A 17,187-nucleotide genomic window follows, 5' to 3' on the forward strand; every position below is an offset into this window, starting at 1 on the left:
ATGGCAAAGGCAATTCTTGATTCTCCCCCGCGACTGGACTATCTGGCAGACACGATGACAGATCGGCAATCCGGCCGGTCGGGCCGCCTGTTTACGCGGCTGAAACAACGCCGCTGAAACAAGGGCATTGATGACAAAATTCACCGAACTGGGGCTCGACCCCAAGGTTGTTCAGGCTGTAACCGAGGCCGGTTACGAAACGCCGACGCCAATTCAGGCCGGGGCAATCCCCGCCGCGCTGCAAGGGCAGGACGTGCTCGGGATCGCCCAGACGGGCACCGGCAAGACCGCAAGCTTCGTGCTTCCGATGATAACGCTTCTCGCCAAGGGCCGCGCGCGTGCGCGCATGCCCCGCTCGCTGGTGCTGTGCCCCACGCGAGAGCTGGCCGCACAGGTGGCCGAGAATTTCGACACCTACACCAAGCACCTCAAGCTGACCAAGGCGCTGCTGATCGGCGGCGTTTCGTTCAAGGAACAGGACCAGCTGATCGACCGGGGCGTCGACGTTCTGATCGCGACGCCAGGCCGTCTGCTCGACCATTTCGAGCGCGGCAAGCTGCTGCTCACCGGCGTGCAGATCATGGTCGTGGACGAGGCTGACCGGATGCTCGACATGGGGTTCATCCCCGATATCGAACGCATCTTCTCGCTGACGCCGTTCACCCGCCAGACGCTGTTCTTCTCGGCCACTATGGCGCCCGAGATCGAGCGGATCACCAACACCTTCCTGTCCAATCCCAAGAAGGTCGAGGTCGCGCGTCAGGCCACCGCGTCCGAAACCATCGCGCAGGAAGTGATTGAGTTGAAGGCGTCGCGCCGCGACACCGCTGCGGCGATGAAACGCGAGGCCCTGCGCGCCACGATCGAGCGTGAGGGCGAGGCGTGCAAGAACGCCATCGTCTTCTGCAACCGCAAGACGGACGTGGATATCGTTGCGAAATCGCTCAAGAAATACGGCTACGACGCGGCTCCGATCCACGGCGATCTGGAACAGTCGCAGCGCACCCGCACGCTGGATCTGTTCCGCGAGGGCGGCTTGCGGTTCCTCGTGGCGTCCGATGTCGCCGCGCGCGGCCTCGACGTTCCGGCGGTAAGCCATGTGTTCCAGTTCGACGTGCCCACGCATTCCGAGGATTACGTTCACCGGATCGGTCGCACCGGCCGTGCGGGGCGGTCGGGCAAGGCGATCATGTTCGCCACACCGGCCGAGGGCAAATACCTCGATGCGATCGAAAAGCTTCTGGAACGGACCATTCCGCGCGCCGAAGGGCAGGCAATGGTGTCCGAAGACAGCGCGCCCGACGCGCCTGCCGAAGCCTCTGACGATGCACCCAAGCCCCGCCGCACGCGCGGGGGGCGCGGACGCAGCCGCAAGGCCGATGCGGAAGGACAGGGATCCGAACAGGCCCCCGCCGCCGCGCCAACACCGGCACCGGCAGAAGCAGAGGCCATGCCTGAAACCGCTGCAGAACCTGCACCGGAAGCAAAGACCGCCGACGCGCCTGCACCTCGCTCTGAAGACAAGCCCCGGCGCGGCCAGCGGCAGGACAATCGCCGCAACGACCGCGACGCGGTGGTCGGCATGGGCGATCATCTGCCCAGCTTCATCGCGCTTAGCCTGGATGAACGCCGCGCAGGCTGATTCTGCGGGCAAGGACGGACGACCCGAAGGCCTCGGCGCTTAGAGCGTCGAGGCTTTTTTCAGGATGTCGGCGGCAATCGCGCTGTCCAGCGTGCCTTCGCCCAGCTCGACGGCGATCTGCCTCTCGCGGCGTGACTGGCCGCGCGGCAGACCCAGCCGGTCCTGCACATCGCGCGGCAGGGCGGGCGACGTGCGCATGTCATGCGGCAGGCTCTCGGTCGCGATCCCCTCGGCATAGACGATTTCGTGGCTGTCGAAGAGCACCATGAAATATTCGACGAAGCCGCCGTCGCCGCGCTGGACGGTGGTGCCGTTCACCAGAAGCTCGGCCTTGACCATCACCTCGCTGCGTCCGGCGCCAAGGCGATCCTCGCGCTGGTAGACAAAGATGCGTTGGTTCGGGCTAAGCGTCAGTTCCCGCTCGTTGTTGAGAGCGCCGCGGCCGATGACGATGGGGGCGAAAGCGCCGGTTGCGCGAACGGTGCGTTGGCCGACCCAGCGGATCTGCTGGACTCCGTTGTCCCGCGTCAGGACGGCATCGCCGACGCGCAAGTCCTCGATCGGGCGCTGTTCGCCGGTGGCCATGGTGATGCGGGTGCCGCGCGTGAAGGACACGCAGGCCAGTTCCGCGAAGCGCGCGACCGGATTGCTGTTGTCGATATGGACAAGGGTATAGTCGGTGCGGGCGGCCAGTTCGTCGAATGGCAAGAGGTAGACCTCGGCGATCATGTCGCCGCCGCGCAGGATCTCGACCAGAACCAGCGCATCGACGGTCGATCCGTCGGGCGCCATCAGGGTGATACAACTGTCGATAAAGACATCGGCGGCGATCCGTCCGATCTCGGAGCCTTCGGTGACCACCAGACGGTTCAGCGTCGCAGTCAGCGACACGGACAGCCGCCAGCGCCGCGCGGTCGGGCGCAGGTGGTAGATGTCGTCGAGAATCAGCTCGGACGCATCCCCGATCGGGTCGCCTAGATTCGCACCGCTGGCCACCGAGAATTCGGAGGCTCGGTAGACGGGCAGGCCGTGTGCGGACACACGTTCATGAAACACATCAACATTCATCGTTCGGCAGCTCACTATGGTCAGCACAGCTGCTTACAAATTCAGGCGGCCCCCATAGCCAGACCTGCAAGCACCCCGCCACACCGTCGCCTGAACGCTAGTGCGGGCCGGGGTCGAGGTCAATTTATGCCGGTGAATGCGATGCGAGTAGGGCAGGAATGTCTCCAGTTTTGGGAATTTCGGTCGAAATGAGGCAATCCTGATCCGGCTTGCCCAAAGCGGCGACACCGCTGCCACAATCCGAATCGATGCGGTTTTTTGTGGCGCGCGACCGTGGTAATCGGATGCTTCAAACAGGGGGATCGCATGGAACTGGGACTTAACGGAAAACGCGCGCTGGTCACCGCCTCGTCGAAGGGGCTGGGGCTTGGCTGCGCACGGGCGCTGGCTGCCGCAGGGTGCGATCTGGTGATGAACGCGCGCGGTGCCGAAGCGCTTGAGGCGTCGGCAGAGGCGATCCGCACGGAATTCGGCGTGTCCATCACCGCCGTTGCTGCCGATATCGTATCCGAAGAGGGGCGCGCCGCCGTGCTGGCGGCTGCGGGCGAGGTCGACATCCTTGTCACCAACGCGGGCGGCCCGCCCCCCGGCGTCTGGACCGACTGGTCGCGCGAGGATTTCATCAAGGCGCTCGATGCCAACATGCTGACGCCGATCGCGCTGATGCAGGCGGTCCTGCCGGGCATGATCGACCGGGGCTGGGGCCGCGTCGTCAACATCACCTCGCAATCGGTGAAATCGCCCATCGCGGCGCTTGGCCTGTCGAACTCGGCACGCGCCGGTCTGACGGGGTTCGTGGCGGGCACCTCGCGGCAGGTGGCGCCGCACGGCGTGACGATCAACAACATGCTGCCGGGCATTCACGCGACGGACCGCGCGGTGTCGCTCGACGGCGGCGTCGCCAGCCGCGAGGGCATCACCCTGGACGAGGCGCGCACCAAGCGCGAGCAATCCATTCCCGTCCGCCGCTACGGCACCGCCGACGAGTTCGGCGCGACTTGCGCCTTCCTGTGCTCGCAGCATGCCGGGTTCATCGTGGGGCAGAATTTCCTGCTCGACGGCGGCGCGTCCAACGCGACGCTCTGATGGGGCCGCTGACGGCCATCTGCCGTTACCCGGTCAAGGGTCTGCCGCCCGAGGATGTGGGCCAGCTCCGGCTCTATGCGGATGCGGCGATGCCGGGCGACCGGGGGCTTGCGCTGACCCATGCCGCATCGGCCTTTGATCCGGCAAATCCGGCCTGGGTGCCGCGCGGCAACTTCGTCGTCGTGGCGCGCTCGCCGGGGCTGGCGGCCCTGCGCCTTGCCGCCGAGGAGGGCGGGATCGCCCTGACCGCCCCGGACGGAGACCGCCTTGTCGCCGACCTGACGTCAGACTCAGACCGCGCGGCCTTGTGCGACTGGATCGCGGCCCATGCCGACCAGCCCGGCCCCTTCGCGCTTGTGCAGGTGCCGCGCCAGGCGCTGCACGACACGCCGCTGCCCGCCGTGTCGGTCATGTCCGAGGCCAGCCTGGCCGCGCTGTCGGACAGGGCAGGCCGACCGCTGGGCAAGGAGCGGTTCCGCGGCAACCTGTGGATCGCGGGCGGCGCCCCGTTCGCCGAGACCGCGCTGGTCGGCCATCGCTTCTCCATCGGCGACGTGACGCTGGAAGGGCTGGAGCCGATTGCACGCTGCCGCGCGGTGGATGCCAGCCCGGACACTGGAACGTATGACAGCGACCTCTGCCGCGATCTGCACGCGCTGACCGGCGCGGCGGATTTCGGCATTCTCGCCCGTGTCGTCAGCAGCGGCACGGTGGCGGTGGGCGATCAGGTCGCGGCTGTCTAGCTTGCAGCCCTGCGCGGCGGTTGCTATCTGCCGATTGCCCGACACGATAAGTCGGGATTGCATGAGGCAGCCGTGGCCGAAACCCCGAGACTCGAAATCCAGCACCTGACCCGCAGCTTCGCGGGGCGCGCGGTGGTGGACGACGTGTCGCTGCGGGTGATGCCGGGGCAGGTGACCTGCCTTCTGGGCCCGTCCGGCTGCGGCAAGTCGACCACGCTGCGGATGATCGCGGGCGTCGAGATGCAGGATACCGGCCGCATCTTTGTCGACGGCGCGCTGGTCTGCGATACCGTCTTCCGCGTGCCGCCCGAGCGGCGCAGCATCGGCCTCATGTTCCAGGACTTTGCGCTGTTTCCGCACCTGTCCGTTGCCGACAACGTCGCCTTCGGGCTGACCGGCAACCGCGAGGAGAAACGCGCGCGGGTGGCCGAGATGCTGACCCGCGTGCATCTGGTGCAGCACATCGACGCCTATCCGCACCAGTTGTCAGGGGGCGAACAGCAGCGTGTCGCGCTGGCCCGCGCCATCGCGCCGCGCCCCAAGATCATGCTGATGGACGAGCCGTTCTCGGGCCTCGACAACCGCTTGCGCGACGGCATCCGCGACGAGACGCTGGACATCCTCAAGGAAGAAGGCACCGCTGTCCTTCTGGTCACGCACGAGCCGGACGAGGCGATGCGCATGGCTGACGAGATCGCCTTGATGCGCGATGGCCGCATCGTGCAGCAGGGCGCGCCCTACAACGTCTACAACACGCCCGTTGACCGCGCGGCGGCATCGTTCTTCTCGGATGTGAACGTGATCCGGGGCTGCGTGCAGGGCGCGCTGACCGACACGCCCTTCGGCCAGTTCCTTGCCCCCGGCTATCCCGACGGCACCGAGGTCGAGATCGTGATCCGCCCGCAGCACCTCAAGATAGACTTCGACCGGGGCGGCAAGGGGCCGAACCCGACCTCGATGGACGGCACGCCTGCGCGCGGCGTGGTCGAGCGGGCGCGCTACATGGGGTCGGAAAGCCTGGTGGAGTTCCGCATGGACCATGACGGCTCGGTGCTGAAGGCGACGGTGCCCTCGGTGTTCCTGCCAAGGCCCGGCATGGCTCTGTGGCTGATGATCCGCCGCGACAAGTGCTTTGTGTTCCCCGCCCGCGCGTGATCTTGATTGCTGATCCCGGCGCGGCATGCTGCTAGCCTTGCCCGCACCAGCCTTTGCATGTCCGATGGACCGTCCATGACCCTCTCGCCCCGCCTTGTCACCGCTGCCGCCGTCCTTGCGCTGGCGCTCGTGGTGCTATGCGGCTGGGCCCTGGCGGTGCGGATCGAGCCCGAGATCGTCATGGCCCGGATCGAGGCGGCGGGCCCTTGGGCCTTTGCCGTCATCATCGTGCTGATGATCCTTCACAACGTGGTTCCTGTCCCGGCCGAGATCATCGCCGTCTGCGCAGGCATGGCGCTGGGGCCGTGGCTGGGCATCCTGGCGGTTTGGCTGGGCGCGATGGCGGGCGCGATCATCGCGTTCTGGCTGGCGCGCAAGTTGGGCCGCGACTGGGTCGAGGCGCGGCTGCCGGTCAAACGCCGCGCGCAACTGGCCCGGGCAAGCGACCGGTTGGGCGCGGGCGGGTTGCTGACCGCCCGGCTGATCCCAGTGATCGCGTTCAACCTGGTGAACTACGGCGCCGGGCTGACCCGCGTCGGCTGGGGCACGTTCCTGTGGACCACGGCCGTCGGCATCCTGCCGATGGTGGCGCTCACGGTCTTCGCGGGCGCCAGCATGTCCGCGGGCGCCGCGGTCTGGGCGCTGACCGGCGCCGTCGTGCTGGCGGCGCTGTGGCTGCTGTGGCGCGGCCTTACGGCGCGTCGGCGCGGGCCGCCGCCCTCCGCTTCGCCCGCCAGAGATTAAGCACCTCGACCCCGCCCGCGAACACCATCGCGGCATAGATGAACCCGCGTTCGACATGGACGTGAAAGCCGTCCGCGACCAGTGCCATGCCGACCATCACCAAGAACGCCAGCGCCAGCATCTTGGTCGACGGGTGCGCCTCGACAAAGGCGGCGATCGGCTCCGCAGCGGCCATCATCACCAGGATCGCGACGACCACGGCGGCGATCATCACCTCCAGGTGGTCGGCGATGCCCACGGCTGTAATGACGCTGTCGAGCGAGAACACCAGGTCCAGAAGCATGATCTGCGCGATCACGGCGGCAAAGCCGGCAGCCGCGACCGTGCTTTCGTGGCTGTCGCCCTCAACCTCCTCGAAGATCTCGGTCGCCGCCTTGTAGATCAGAAACAGCCCGCCCCCCAGAAGGATCAGGTCGCGCCAGCTGACCTGCCATCCCGCGATCTCGGCGAAGGGTTCGGTCAGCCCGACGATCCAGGCGATCGAGAACAGCAGCAGGATGCGCAACACCAGCGCGCCGGTCAGACCCAGCATTCGGGCGCGGCGCCGCTGATGCTCGGGCAGGCGCGCCGCCGTGATCGAGATGAAGATGACGTTGTCGACGCCCAGGACGATTTCCAGAATGGTCAGGGTCAGAAACGACGCCCAGACCGCCGGGTCGGACAGAAGATCCAGCATGGCAGCACCTCCGCAGGAACAAGGCGAACAGCACCGTGCCGGTTCCGCCCATGACATCTTTGGTCAGAAAATACTCCTGGGGGGAGTCGCCGCAAGGCGGCGGGGGGGCAGCGCCCCCCCTCTTGCCCCTCCGCCGTGCGCAGCGTCATTCGTACTCGATCAGCAGGTCCTTTGCGTCGATCTGCGTTCCGGCGGTGACGTGCACCGCCTTGATCGTCGCATCGCGTTCGGCATGAAGGCCGGTTTCCATCTTCATCGCCTCGATGGTCAGCAACAGATCGCCCTGCTTGACCGACTTGCCCGCCGCTGCCGCGACCGACGCCACAACGCCCGGCATCGGCGCACCGACATGGGCGGCGTTTCCGGTCTCGGCCTTGGGGCGCGCCTGCGTCGTCGCCTTGACCTTGCGGTTCGGCACCCGGATCACGCGGGGCTGGCCGTTCAGTTCGAAGAACACGCGCGCGTCGCCATCCTCATGCGTCTCGCCGATGGCCTGCAGCCGGATTTCCAGCGTCTTGCCCGGGTCGATCTCGACCGAGATCTGGTCGCCCTGTTCCATGCCGTAGAAAAAGGTGCTGGTGGGCAGCGTGCGCACCGGGCCATAGGTCTTGTTGCGCTCGCGGTAGTCGGTGAAGACCTTGGGATACATCAGGTATCCCATCAAGTCCTCGTCGTCGATCTCGACGCCCAGCTTCTCGGCGATCTCGGTCCGCGTCGCCGCGATGTCCACGGGCTTCAGATGCTTGCCGGGCCGGTCCGACAGGGGCTTTTCGCCCTTGAGCGCCTTCTTGACGATGGCGGCGGGAAAGCCGCCGGGGGGCTGGCCGAGGTTGCCGCGCATCATGTCGATGACACTGTCGGGCAGGGTCACGTCCTTGTCGGGGTCTTCCACGTCGGCGCGGGTCAGGCCCTGCGAAACCATCATCAGGGCCATGTCGCCCACGACCTTGGAGGACGGCGTGACCTTCACTATGTCGCCGAACATCTGGTTCACTTCCGCATACATGTGCGCGACCTCGTGCCAGCGTTCTTCCAGCCCCATCGACCGGGCCTGCGCCTTGAGGTTGGTGAACTGCCCGCCGGGCATCTCGTGCAGGTAGACCTCGGAGGCGGGGGCCTGCAGACCGCTTTCAAACGCGGCGTAGTGCGCGCGGACGGATTCCCAGTAGTTGGAAATTTCGCGGATCGCCTCGATATCAAGGCCGGTGTCGCGGTCGGTGTGCTGCAACGCCTCGACCACGGTGCCAAGCGTCGCCTGCGACGTGTTGCCCGACAGCGCGTCCATCGCGCAGTCCACCGCATCGACGCCCGCCTCGGCGGCGGCAAGGATGGTGCCGCAGGCGATGCCCGCCGTGTCATGTGTGTGGAAGTGGATCGGCAGCCCGACCTCGTCCTTGAGCGCCTTGAACAGCACCCGCGCGGCGGCGGGTTTCAAGAGGCCCGCCATGTCCTTGAGGCCGAGCACATGCGCACCTGACGCCTCAAGCTCTTTCGCCATCGAGACGTAGTATTTCAGGTCATACTTCGACCGGGCCGGGTCCAGCAGGTTGCCGGTGTAGCAGATCGTGCCCTCGCAGACCTTCCGCGCCTCGATCACCGCGTCCATCGCGACGCGCATGTTCTCGGTCCAGTTGAGGCTGTCGAAGACGCGGAACACGTCGACGCCCGACGTGGCGGCCTGCGCGACGAACCCCTGCACCACATTGTCGGGATAGTTGGTATAGCCCACGCCGTTCGACGCGCGCAGCAGCATCTGCGTCATGATGTTGGGCATCTTGGCGCGGATGTCGCGCAGGCGCTGCCAGGGGCATTCCTGCAGGAACCGGTAGGCCACGTCAAAGGTCGCGCCGCCCCAGCACTCGACCGAGAACAGCCCGGGCAGGTTCGCGGCATAGGCGGGCGCGACGCGGATCATGTCGATGGACCGCATACGGGTCGCCAACAGCGACTGGTGCCCGTCGCGCATCGTCGTGTCGGTGATGAGAAGCGGTTTCTGCTCTTTCATCCAGTCCGCCACCGCCTCGGGGCCGAATTCGTCAAGGATCTGCCGCGTGCCGGGGCGGGGATGCTCGGCCTTCGCAGCGGGCGCTTTCGGTTCCTTCACATCGGCAGGCGGGCGCACGCGGCCTTCCGTCTCGGGGTGGCCGTTCACGCTGATGTCGGCGACATAGGTAAGGATCTTGGTGGCGCGGTCCTGCCGTTGTTTGAAATCGAACAGCTCTGCCGTCTGATCGATGAACTTGGTGTGGTATTCGTTGTTCAGGAAGGTCTGGTGCCGCAGCAGGTTGATGACGAAATCGATGTTCGTCGCCACGCCCCTGATGCGGAACTCGCGCAGGGCGCGGTCCATCCGGGCGATGGCTGCCTCTGGCGTCGGGGCCCAGGCGGTGACTTTTTCCAGCAGGCTGTCGTAATAGCGGGTGATGACCGCACCGGAATAGGCGGTGCCGCCGTCCAGCCGGATGCCCATGCCCGTCGCGCCGCGATAGGCGGTGATGCGGCCATAGTCGGGGATGAACTTGTTGAGCGGGTCCTCGGTGGTGATCCGGCACTGGATCGCGTGGCCGGTCAGGCGGACGTCATACTGGCTGGCCACCCCCGTCGCCTCGACCAGCGACTTGCCCTCTGCGATCATGATCTGGGCGCGCACGATGTCGATGCCGGTGACTTCCTCGGTCACGGTGTGTTCGACCTGCACGCGCGGGTTCACCTCGATGAAGAAGAATTCGCCGGTGTCCATGTCCATCAGGAATTCGATGGTGCCCGCGCATTCGTAGCCGACGTGTTCCGCGATGCGGCGACCGAGGTTGCAGATTTCCTCGCGCTGGGCCGGGGACAGGTAGGGCGCGGGCGCGCGTTCCACGACCTTCTGGTTGCGGCGCTGCACCGAACAGTCGCGCTCCCACAGGTGATAGATGTTGCCCTGGCTGTCGCCGAGGATCTGCACCTCGACGTGACGGGCGCGCTGGATCATCTTTTCCAGATAGCCCTCGCCGTTGCCAAAGGCGGCCTCTGCCTCGCGGCGGCCTTCCTTGACCTTTTCCTCAAGCTCGGACGGCTTCAGGATCGGTCGCATCCCGCGCCCGCCGCCGCCCCAGGACGCCTTGAGCATCATCGGATAGCCGACCTCGTCTGCCCAGCGGCGCACCTCGTCCATGTCGTCGCCCAGAACCTCGGAGGCCGGGATCACCGGCACGCCCGCCTCGATAGCGACACGGCGCGCGCTGGCCTTGTCGCCCAGCTCGCGCATCGTCTTGGCCTTGGGGCCGATGAATGTGATGCCCGCCTCGGTGCAGGCATCCACGAAGGCGGGGTTTTCCGACAACAGGCCATAGCCGGGGTGGATCGCGTCTGCGCCGGCCATGCGGGCGACGCGGATGATCTCTTCGATCGACAGGTAGGCCTGCACCGGTCCCATGCCCTCGCCGATCTTGTAGGCTTCGTCCGCCTTGAAGCGGTGCAGCGACAGCTTGTCCTCTTCGGCGTAGACCGCGACCGTGCGCTTGCCCATCTCGTTCGCCGCGCGCATCACGCGAATGGCGATTTCGCCCCGGTTGGCAATCAGGATCTTCTTGAATTCGGGCATGTCGCGGGCCTCGCCAGGGATGATTGTGCAGGTGCAGCAAAGACTATGCAGAATAAACGGAGAGGTAAACGGGCTGTGACATCCCGCATGCCGCGCATCACGTCGCGCGGCGGGCGACGGCGCGGGCGTAATCCTCGAGCGTCTTGCCGTCCTCGTCGATGAACAGCGCCGGAAGCACCCGAAGCCCGGTGATCCGGTCGACCCGGAACACCCGGAAATCCCCGCTGGTCTCGCACCATGCCGTCAGCGTCCAGACGCGCCCCCAGTAGTCCAGCTTGAGCGGGCGGATCACATGCGAGGCGCTGTCGCCCGACAGATCGCGGTAATCCAGCGACAGCTTCTGGCGGGCGCGCAGCGCGGCGCGCAGGCGTGGCATATGGCGAAACGCCTGCGCGGCTTCGGCAAAGGGATGCACCGCCAGCGCCCAGCCCTCGCCGCGTGCGCCGGGTTCCTCGGGCAGGGCGCTGTCGATGCGCTGCGACAGGCTGCGGGCGGCCTTGCCAAGCTCGTCGTCCGCGCCTTCGGCGACGATGGCGAGACCAAGGTGCAGCGCCTCGAGTTCCGACATCGACAGGTTCAGCGGCGGCAGCGTTACCGGCGCCGTCATCCGGTAACCGATGCCCCGCGCGCCCTCGACCGGCAAGCCGGACGCGATCAGGGTTTCCATGTCGCGGTAAAGCGTGCGGTCCGACACGCCCATGCGCTGCGCAAGGTCGCTGCCGCGATGCACCTTGCCGTCGCGCAGAAGGCTGATGAGTTCGAACAGGCGGTCGGATCGCTTCATTTCGGGCAGCCGATTCGGGGTTCATGGGCGCTCAACTGACATTATCCTGTCAGGTAGTTCGGGCAAACCCCGGCAGATGCGGCGAATTGCACCGCAGCGCCCATTGGCGCCCGCTTTCCCGCACATGCCGCTTTTCCTTGTCCGGCGATGACCCTACACACGAGACGTGATTTTCCGGCGGCGCGGACAGCGCGCGGCCAGACTTGGGAGAGACGTCATGCTCAACAATATCGGCCTTCCTGGCCTTCTTCTGATCGCCGTCGTCGTGCTCGTGCTGTTCGGGCGCGGCAAGATCTCGTCGCTCATGGGCGAGGTCGGCAAGGGCATCACCGCCTTCAAGCGCGGCGTCGATGACAGCAAGAAGGAGCTTGAGGATTCAAGCGCCTCCGCCAACGAGAACGCCACCGAGCAGGAGAAGGACAAGGCCTGAAGGCCTGTCCCGACCTGCTGATCGCCCGAAGGCATAAGCACCCATGTTCGACATCGGCTGGACCGAGCTTCTGGTCATCGGCGTCGTCGCCCTGATCGTGGTGGGCCCCAAGGACCTGCCCGGCATGTTCCGCACACTTGGGCGGTTCACGGGCAAGATGCGCGGCATGGCCCGCGATTTTCAGCGCGCCATGAACGATGCCGCCGAAGAGGCGGGCGCGAGCGATCTCAAGAAGATGGGCGCGGACCTCAAGAACGCGACCTCGGCGCGCAAGCTGGGCCTTGACCGCCTGAACGACGCCGCCGACCGCTTCGAGAAATGGGACCCGACGAAGGCCGCGAAGGGATCGAAACCGACCGAGACCAAGGACGCCGTGGCCTCCGCGCCTGCCAAGGGCCCCGCGACGCAAAAGCTGGCCGAAGAACGCGCCGCCGCCGCCGAAAAGCTGAAGACCGGGGCCGCCAAACGCGCTGCCGACCGCGTCGAAACCGAGGTGCAGGCCGCCGAGGCCCCAGCGGAACCAGCTGCGAAACCTGCGGCGGCCTCCAGGCCCAAGGCACCGGCCAAGCCCAAACCCGCTGCCGCTGACAAGTCCAAACCCGCTGCCGCCGCAAAGCCCAAGACACCGGCAAAGGCCGCGCCGAAGACACCGGCCAAGGCGAAACCCGCCAAGACCGCGACCACGACTGCAAAGCCGCCCGCCGCCCGCCGCAGCAAGGCCGCCGCAAAACCCGCCGGGGATGACACCGAATGAGCAAGGCCGATGAGATCGAGGACACTTCGGCGCCGCTGATCGAGCATCTGGCCGAGCTGCGCACGCGCCTGATGTGGTGCGTCGGCTATTTCCTCGTCGGCATGGTGATCTGCTTTACCGTCGCCACGCCGATCTTCAACTTTCTCACCGATCCGCTGTGCCAGCAGCTTGCCGCGCGCGGCCAGAATTGCGACCTGATCTTCATCTCGCCGCAGGAAGGCTTCTTCGTCGCGATCAAGGTGTCGCTGCTCGGCGGCTTCTTCCTGTCGTTTCCGTTCATCGCCAGCCAGCTTTGGCGCTTCGTGGCGCCGGGTCTCTACCGGTCCGAGAAGGGCGCGTTCCTGCCCTTCCTCGTCGCCTCCCCGTTCATGTTCATCCTCGGTGCTTCCTTCGCCTTCTACGTCGTCACGCCGCTGGCCTATGACTTCTTCCTCGGATTCCAGCAATTCGGACAATCGGGCGAGGCCGTGCCGGACGAGGGCGTGCGGCAAGGGCTGTCGGTGGTGTTCCAGGGCTCGGCGCAGGAATACCTCAACCTCACGATCAAGTTCATCGTCGCCTTCGGGATGTGCTTTCAACTTCCGGTGCTGCTGACGCTGATGGGCAAGGCGGGCCTTGTCTCCTCGCGCGGTCTGGCGGATGTGCGCAAATATGCGGTCGTCGCGATCCTGCTTCTGGCCGCCATCGTCACGCCGCCCGATGTCATCACGCAGGTGATCCTGTTCGTGGTCGTCTACGGGCTTTACGAGATCTCGATCTTCCTCGTGCGCCGTGTCGAGAAGAAGCGCACCGAACAATTGCGCGCCGAAGGCATCCTCGACGAGGACGAAGACCTCGACGATCTTGGCAACCCCAAGGGCGACGCGTGACCGGGGACGCGCTGGGCCGCATCGCAGAAGCGCTGGAGCGGATCAGTCCGCCCCCCGGCGCCGCCCCCGACTTCGGCGGGGCAGGCGCCTTCCTGTGGCATGTCGCGCCCGACAGGCTGGTGCCGGTGCAGCAGGTGAACCGGGTCGATCTTGGCCTGCTGATCGGCGTTGACCGCGCCCGCGACACGCTGGTGCAGAACACCCTGCAATTCGCGCGCGGCTTTCCTGCGAACAACGCGCTGCTGTGGGGCGCGCGGGGCATGGGAAAATCCTCGCTCGTGAAGGCGGTCCATGCCGCCGTAGTGGCCGAGGGGCATGCGCTCAAGCTGATCGAGATCCAGCGCGAGGATATCCCGTCCATCGGCCGCCTGCTTGGCCTCTTGCGCGGCGCCGATGTCCGCTTCGTGCTGTTTTGCGACGATCTGTCCTTCAGCCATGACGACCAGCACTACAAGTCGCTAAAGGCCGTGCTCGACGGCGGCATCGAGGGGCGCCCGGACAACGTGGTGTTCTACGCCACCTCGAACCGCCGCCACCTGATGCCGCGCGACATGATCGAGAACGAGCGGCAGTCGGGCATCAACCCCGCCGAGGCGACCGAAGAAAAGGTATCGCTTTCCGACCGCTTCGGCCTGTGGCTGGGCTTCCACCCCTGCACGCAGGACGACTATCTGGCGATGATCCGGGGCTATTGCGACGCCTACGGGATCAGGATCGACGACGCCGCGCTCCGCGCCGAGGCGATCGAATGGCAGGCCACGCGCGGCGCCCGCTCGGGCCGCGTCGCATGGCAGTATTTCACCGATCTTGCAGGACGGCAGGGCGTCCGGCTCTAGATACTCGGGGCGCGCGCGCCCTTGTCATTTTTGGTCCACAAGTACCTCCGGGGGGTCTGGGGGGCAGAGCCCCCCAGCCCGGTCGCGCGGCGCAAGCCGCGCGAAACCTCACGGCAGGAATTGCGCCGGGTTCACCAGTTCGGCGCCGCGCAGCGACAAGAACCGCAGGCCAGACCCGGAGTTGTTGTTCACCGTGGCGATCACGTCGCCCGCCTTGACGGTCTGGTCCTTCGCCACCTTGATGTCGGAAATCTCGGCATAGGCCGATGACACGTTCCCCGAATGGCGGATCACCAGGTAGGTGTTGCCTGTCGTGTCGGGTGAGACCAGCGTCACCGTGCCATCGGCGGCGGCGCGCACGGGGGTGCCGTTGTCGGCGGCAAAGACCACGTAGGACCGTTTGTCGGCCTCGGAATACTCCGAGATGATCGGCCCGGACACCGGCGCGCGGAACTTTGCGCCGGAGGCGCTGGCGGCGGTCGTCTGGCTTCCGAGATTGGGCGAGGCGGGCGGCGCGGCGGCGGCGGCTTCCTCGGTCTCGTCGGGCAGGGGCGCCGCAGAGGAGGGCGGCAGCGGGGCCACGCTGCCCGCGCCGGGGGCAGAGGCGATTTGCGTCTCGGGCACCTGCGCCGGGGTCGGGGAGGGCGCCGCGCCGGACGAGGCGACCGGGATCAGCAGGAACTGCCCTTCACGCACCGACAAATCGGGGCCAAGCCCGTTCCAGTCCGCGAGTGATCGCACCGACACGCCATAGAGCCGCGAGATCGAATAGGCGGTCTCTCCGCGCACGACCTGGTGGCGGATCGGCGCGGGGCCGGTCTGGATCACCGGCGCGGCGCCCGCTTGCGGCGCGGCCTGGCCCGAGGCCTCGGCGCGGTCGATGGCGTTCGAGGCCAGGGCCGAGACGTCGATGCGGTTGCCGCTCGCCCCGGTCGCGGCAGAGGGTTCCGCCACGCGGCGGGGCAGGGCCAGAACCTCACCTTCGCGCAAGGACGTGTCCGTGGTCAGCGCGTTGTAGCTGGCAAGCTCCTCGGCGGGCAGGCCGACGCGGGTGGCGATGGTGCCGACCGTGTCGCCGCGCCGGGCGACGGCCACCTGGAACTGCGGATAGGAAATCACGCCGCGGTTGTCGGCATCGGGCCGGTCGGACACCGACTGCACCGCAGCGGTGGTGTCGGCGCCACTGTCGGCAAGGTCGCGCAAGTCGAAATCCAGCGGACCGCTGCAGGCGGCAAGTGCGAAGATCGACAGGCCGCCAAAGGTTCTGGCCAGGGTCATTCGAAATATGTGCGTCGAAACGGTCATCTTGCTCATCCTCATCAGGTCTTCCCCCCGTGTCCCCGGGGGCGTTCCTTCAATCCTGTCCCAGCCCCTCGAGAAGAGGCACGAAGCGCACGTCGCGCAGCTCGTCATACTCGAACCCCGCATCGGTGCGTGTGACCTTGATAAGGCTCTGCACCGCGTCCGACTGTCCCACAGGCAATACCATGATACCCCCGATCCGCAGTTGCGCCAATAGGGGGCCGGGCGGGTCCTCGGCGGCCGCCGTGACGATGATCCGGTCGAACGGCGCCTGGTCGGGCAGCCCGTGGCTGCCGTCGGCGGTGAAGGCGGTGATGTTGACCAGCCCGGCGCGGTCGAACACCTCTTTCGCCTCGCGCACGAGGCGGCGGTGGCGGTCGACGGTGTAGACCCGCCGCGCAAGCTGGCTCAGGATCGCCGCCTGGTAGCCCGAGCCGGTGCCGACCTCGAGCACCTTGTCGCGCGGTTGCACGTTCAGCGCCTGGCTCATCAGCCCGACCACGGACGGCTGGCTGATCGTCTGCCCGCAAGCGATCGGCAGCGGCATGTCCTCGTAGGCGCGATTGGCAAAGATGCCGCGCACGAAGTCGCCCCGGTCCACCGTTTCCATCGCGGTCAGCACACGTGTGTCGGTGACGCCCTTTGAGCGAAGCGCGAAGAGGAACTGCATCTTCTGCTCGGCATCGAACATCTCGTGCGGTTACTCCAGACGGGACCGAAGGTCGTCCACCACCTCGTGCGCGGTGAAATCCGCGCGCATTGGCGTGACCGAGATGAATCCCTGCAGGTTCGCCGCCGCGTCGGTGCCCGGCGCGGTTTCCGTCTGCTGCGACGAGCCGACGATCCACAGGAACTTGCGCCCGTTTGGCGAGGTATAGGGTTCCACCCGGTGCGCGCCTGCGCGGCGAAACCCCTGCGACGTGACCTTGACGCCGCCAACCTGCGCCGCCGGGACCGGCGGGAAGTTGACATTGTAGAACAGCCGGTAGTCGGCGTCGTCCCACAGGCCCTTGTCCAGAAGATCGCGCACCACGCGCACGCCGTGCCTGCGCGAAGCCTCGAACCGGTCGTCGGCGTTGAAATTGTGCGGGCCAAGGTATTGCGACAGCGCGATGGCGGGCAGACCTTGCAACGCCGCTTCCATCGCGGCGCCAAGAGTGCCGGAATAGACCGCGTTCTCGGCCGAGTTGTTGCCCCGGTTCACGCCCGACAGCACCAGGTCGGGCGGCGATCCCGCCATCACGTCATGCAGACCCGCCAGGACGCAGTCGGCGGGCGAGCCTTCGGCGGCAAAGACCCGGTCGCTGTATTGCACGATCATCGTGGGGTGGGCATGGCTGGTCGCGTGGGCGACACCCGATTGCTCGAAGGCGGGGGCGACGGTCCAGACCTCGCCGCCCGGGCCCGCGATCTCGGCCGCGATCTCGTGCAGGACCTTCAGGCCCTCGGCGTTGATGCCGTCGTCGTTGGTGATGAGTATCCGCATGCCTGCCCCGAGGTTTTGTCTTTGTT

16 protein-coding genes are annotated in these 17,187 nt (G+C 66.7%); 9 read left to right on the forward strand and 7 right to left on the reverse strand.

Annotated features, from left to right (window positions below; all coding sequences use genetic code 11):
- The first annotated feature begins 130 nt into the window (after positions 1–130).
- Positions 131–1,642: a DEAD/DEAH box helicase gene (locus KTJ87_RS03585; protein WP_267137687.1), complete on the forward strand. Its 1,512-nt coding sequence runs from the start codon at positions 131–133 to the stop codon at positions 1,640–1,642.
- Between the two features lie 39 nt (positions 1,643–1,681).
- Here KTJ87_RS03585 and KTJ87_RS03590 read toward each other — a convergent pair whose 3' ends face one another.
- Positions 1,682–2,710, reverse strand: coding sequence for a Hint domain-containing protein (locus tag KTJ87_RS03590; protein WP_267137688.1), 1,029 nt, complete (start codon positions 2,708–2,710; stop codon positions 1,682–1,684).
- A 306-nt stretch (positions 2,711–3,016) separates the two neighbouring features.
- Between KTJ87_RS03590 and KTJ87_RS03595 the strand changes: the two genes are divergently transcribed.
- The 4 genes from KTJ87_RS03595 (at position 3,017) to KTJ87_RS03610 (ending at position 6,438) form a co-directional block, all read left to right on the forward strand.
- A complete protein-coding gene (locus KTJ87_RS03595; RefSeq protein WP_267137689.1) occupies positions 3,017–3,796 on the forward strand; it encodes an SDR family oxidoreductase in 780 nt (259 codons plus the stop codon).
- A complete protein-coding gene (locus tag KTJ87_RS03600; protein ID WP_267137690.1) occupies positions 3,796–4,539 on the forward strand; it encodes an MOSC domain-containing protein in 744 nt (247 codons plus the stop codon). The genes KTJ87_RS03595 and KTJ87_RS03600 overlap by 1 nt, the downstream gene beginning before the upstream one ends.
- Positions 4,540–4,611: 72 nt before the next feature.
- Entirely contained in the window at positions 4,612–5,694 is a 1,083-nt protein-coding gene (locus tag KTJ87_RS03605) for an ABC transporter ATP-binding protein (RefSeq protein WP_267137691.1), read from the forward strand.
- 75 nt (positions 5,695–5,769) lie between these two features.
- On the forward strand, positions 5,770–6,438 hold the full coding sequence (locus tag KTJ87_RS03610; protein ID WP_267137692.1) for a TVP38/TMEM64 family protein: 669 nt from the start codon (positions 5,770–5,772) through the stop codon (positions 6,436–6,438).
- Here KTJ87_RS03610 and KTJ87_RS03615 read toward each other — a convergent pair.
- The 3 genes from KTJ87_RS03615 to KTJ87_RS03625 all read right to left on the reverse strand — a co-directional run bounded on the left by KTJ87_RS03615 (position 6,386) and on the right by KTJ87_RS03625 (position 11,484).
- Complete coding sequence (locus KTJ87_RS03615) at positions 6,386–7,114, reverse strand: TerC family protein (protein WP_267137693.1); 729 nt, start codon at positions 7,112–7,114, stop codon at positions 6,386–6,388. The genes KTJ87_RS03610 and KTJ87_RS03615 overlap by 53 nt on opposite strands.
- Positions 7,115–7,259: 145 nt before the next feature.
- Positions 7,260–10,700, reverse strand: coding sequence for a pyruvate carboxylase (locus KTJ87_RS03620; protein WP_267137694.1), 3,441 nt, complete (start codon positions 10,698–10,700; stop codon positions 7,260–7,262).
- 97 nt (positions 10,701–10,797) lie between these two features.
- Positions 10,798–11,484 (reverse strand): helix-turn-helix transcriptional regulator, encoded by a 687-nt coding sequence (locus tag KTJ87_RS03625; RefSeq protein ID WP_267137695.1) that lies wholly within the window; start codon positions 11,482–11,484, stop codon positions 10,798–10,800.
- Between the two features lie 217 nt (positions 11,485–11,701).
- On the opposite strand from KTJ87_RS03625, the gene KTJ87_RS03630 reads away from it, so the two are divergent.
- Genes KTJ87_RS03630 through KTJ87_RS03645 form a run of 4 tightly spaced genes read left to right on the forward strand, consistent with a single transcriptional unit; the run spans position 11,702 to position 14,373 of the window.
- Complete coding sequence (locus KTJ87_RS03630) at positions 11,702–11,914, forward strand: twin-arginine translocase TatA/TatE family subunit (RefSeq protein ID WP_267137696.1); 213 nt, start codon at positions 11,702–11,704, stop codon at positions 11,912–11,914.
- Between the two features lie 43 nt (positions 11,915–11,957).
- Entirely contained in the window at positions 11,958–12,668 is a 711-nt protein-coding gene (gene tatB / locus KTJ87_RS03635; RefSeq protein WP_267137697.1) for a Sec-independent protein translocase protein TatB, read from the forward strand.
- On the forward strand, positions 12,665–13,537 hold the full coding sequence (gene tatC, locus KTJ87_RS03640; RefSeq protein ID WP_267137698.1) for a twin-arginine translocase subunit TatC: 873 nt from the start codon (positions 12,665–12,667) through the stop codon (positions 13,535–13,537). Before tatB ends, tatC begins: the two co-directional genes overlap by 4 nt.
- Positions 13,534–14,373 carry an ATP-binding protein gene (locus KTJ87_RS03645; RefSeq protein WP_267137699.1) on the forward strand — a complete coding sequence of 280 codons (840 nt, stop codon included), beginning with the start codon at positions 13,534–13,536 and terminating at the stop codon, positions 14,371–14,373. Before tatC ends, KTJ87_RS03645 begins: the two co-directional genes overlap by 4 nt.
- A 108-nt stretch (positions 14,374–14,481) precedes the next feature.
- Here KTJ87_RS03645 and KTJ87_RS03650 read toward each other — a convergent pair whose 3' ends face one another.
- Genes KTJ87_RS03650 through surE form a run of 3 tightly spaced genes read right to left on the reverse strand, consistent with a single transcriptional unit; the run spans position 14,482 to position 17,161 of the window.
- Positions 14,482–15,678, reverse strand: a complete 1,197-nt coding sequence (locus KTJ87_RS03650; RefSeq protein ID WP_267137700.1) for a LysM peptidoglycan-binding domain-containing protein — start codon at positions 15,676–15,678, stop codon at positions 14,482–14,484.
- Between the two features lie 49 nt (positions 15,679–15,727).
- Positions 15,728–16,366, reverse strand: a complete 639-nt coding sequence (locus tag KTJ87_RS03655; RefSeq protein ID WP_267137701.1) for a protein-L-isoaspartate(D-aspartate) O-methyltransferase — start codon at positions 16,364–16,366, stop codon at positions 15,728–15,730.
- Positions 16,367–16,375: 9 nt separating this feature from the next.
- On the reverse strand, positions 16,376–17,161 hold the full coding sequence (surE, locus tag KTJ87_RS03660; RefSeq protein ID WP_267137702.1) for a 5'/3'-nucleotidase SurE: 786 nt from the start codon (positions 17,159–17,161) through the stop codon (positions 16,376–16,378).
- Positions 17,162–17,187 lie beyond the last annotated feature (26 nt).

Origin of the sequence: Anianabacter salinae, from assembly GCF_019061145.1 — a bacterium.
In the GTDB taxonomy this organism is placed as follows: domain Bacteria; phylum Pseudomonadota; class Alphaproteobacteria; order Rhodobacterales; family Rhodobacteraceae; genus Anianibacter; species Anianibacter salinarum.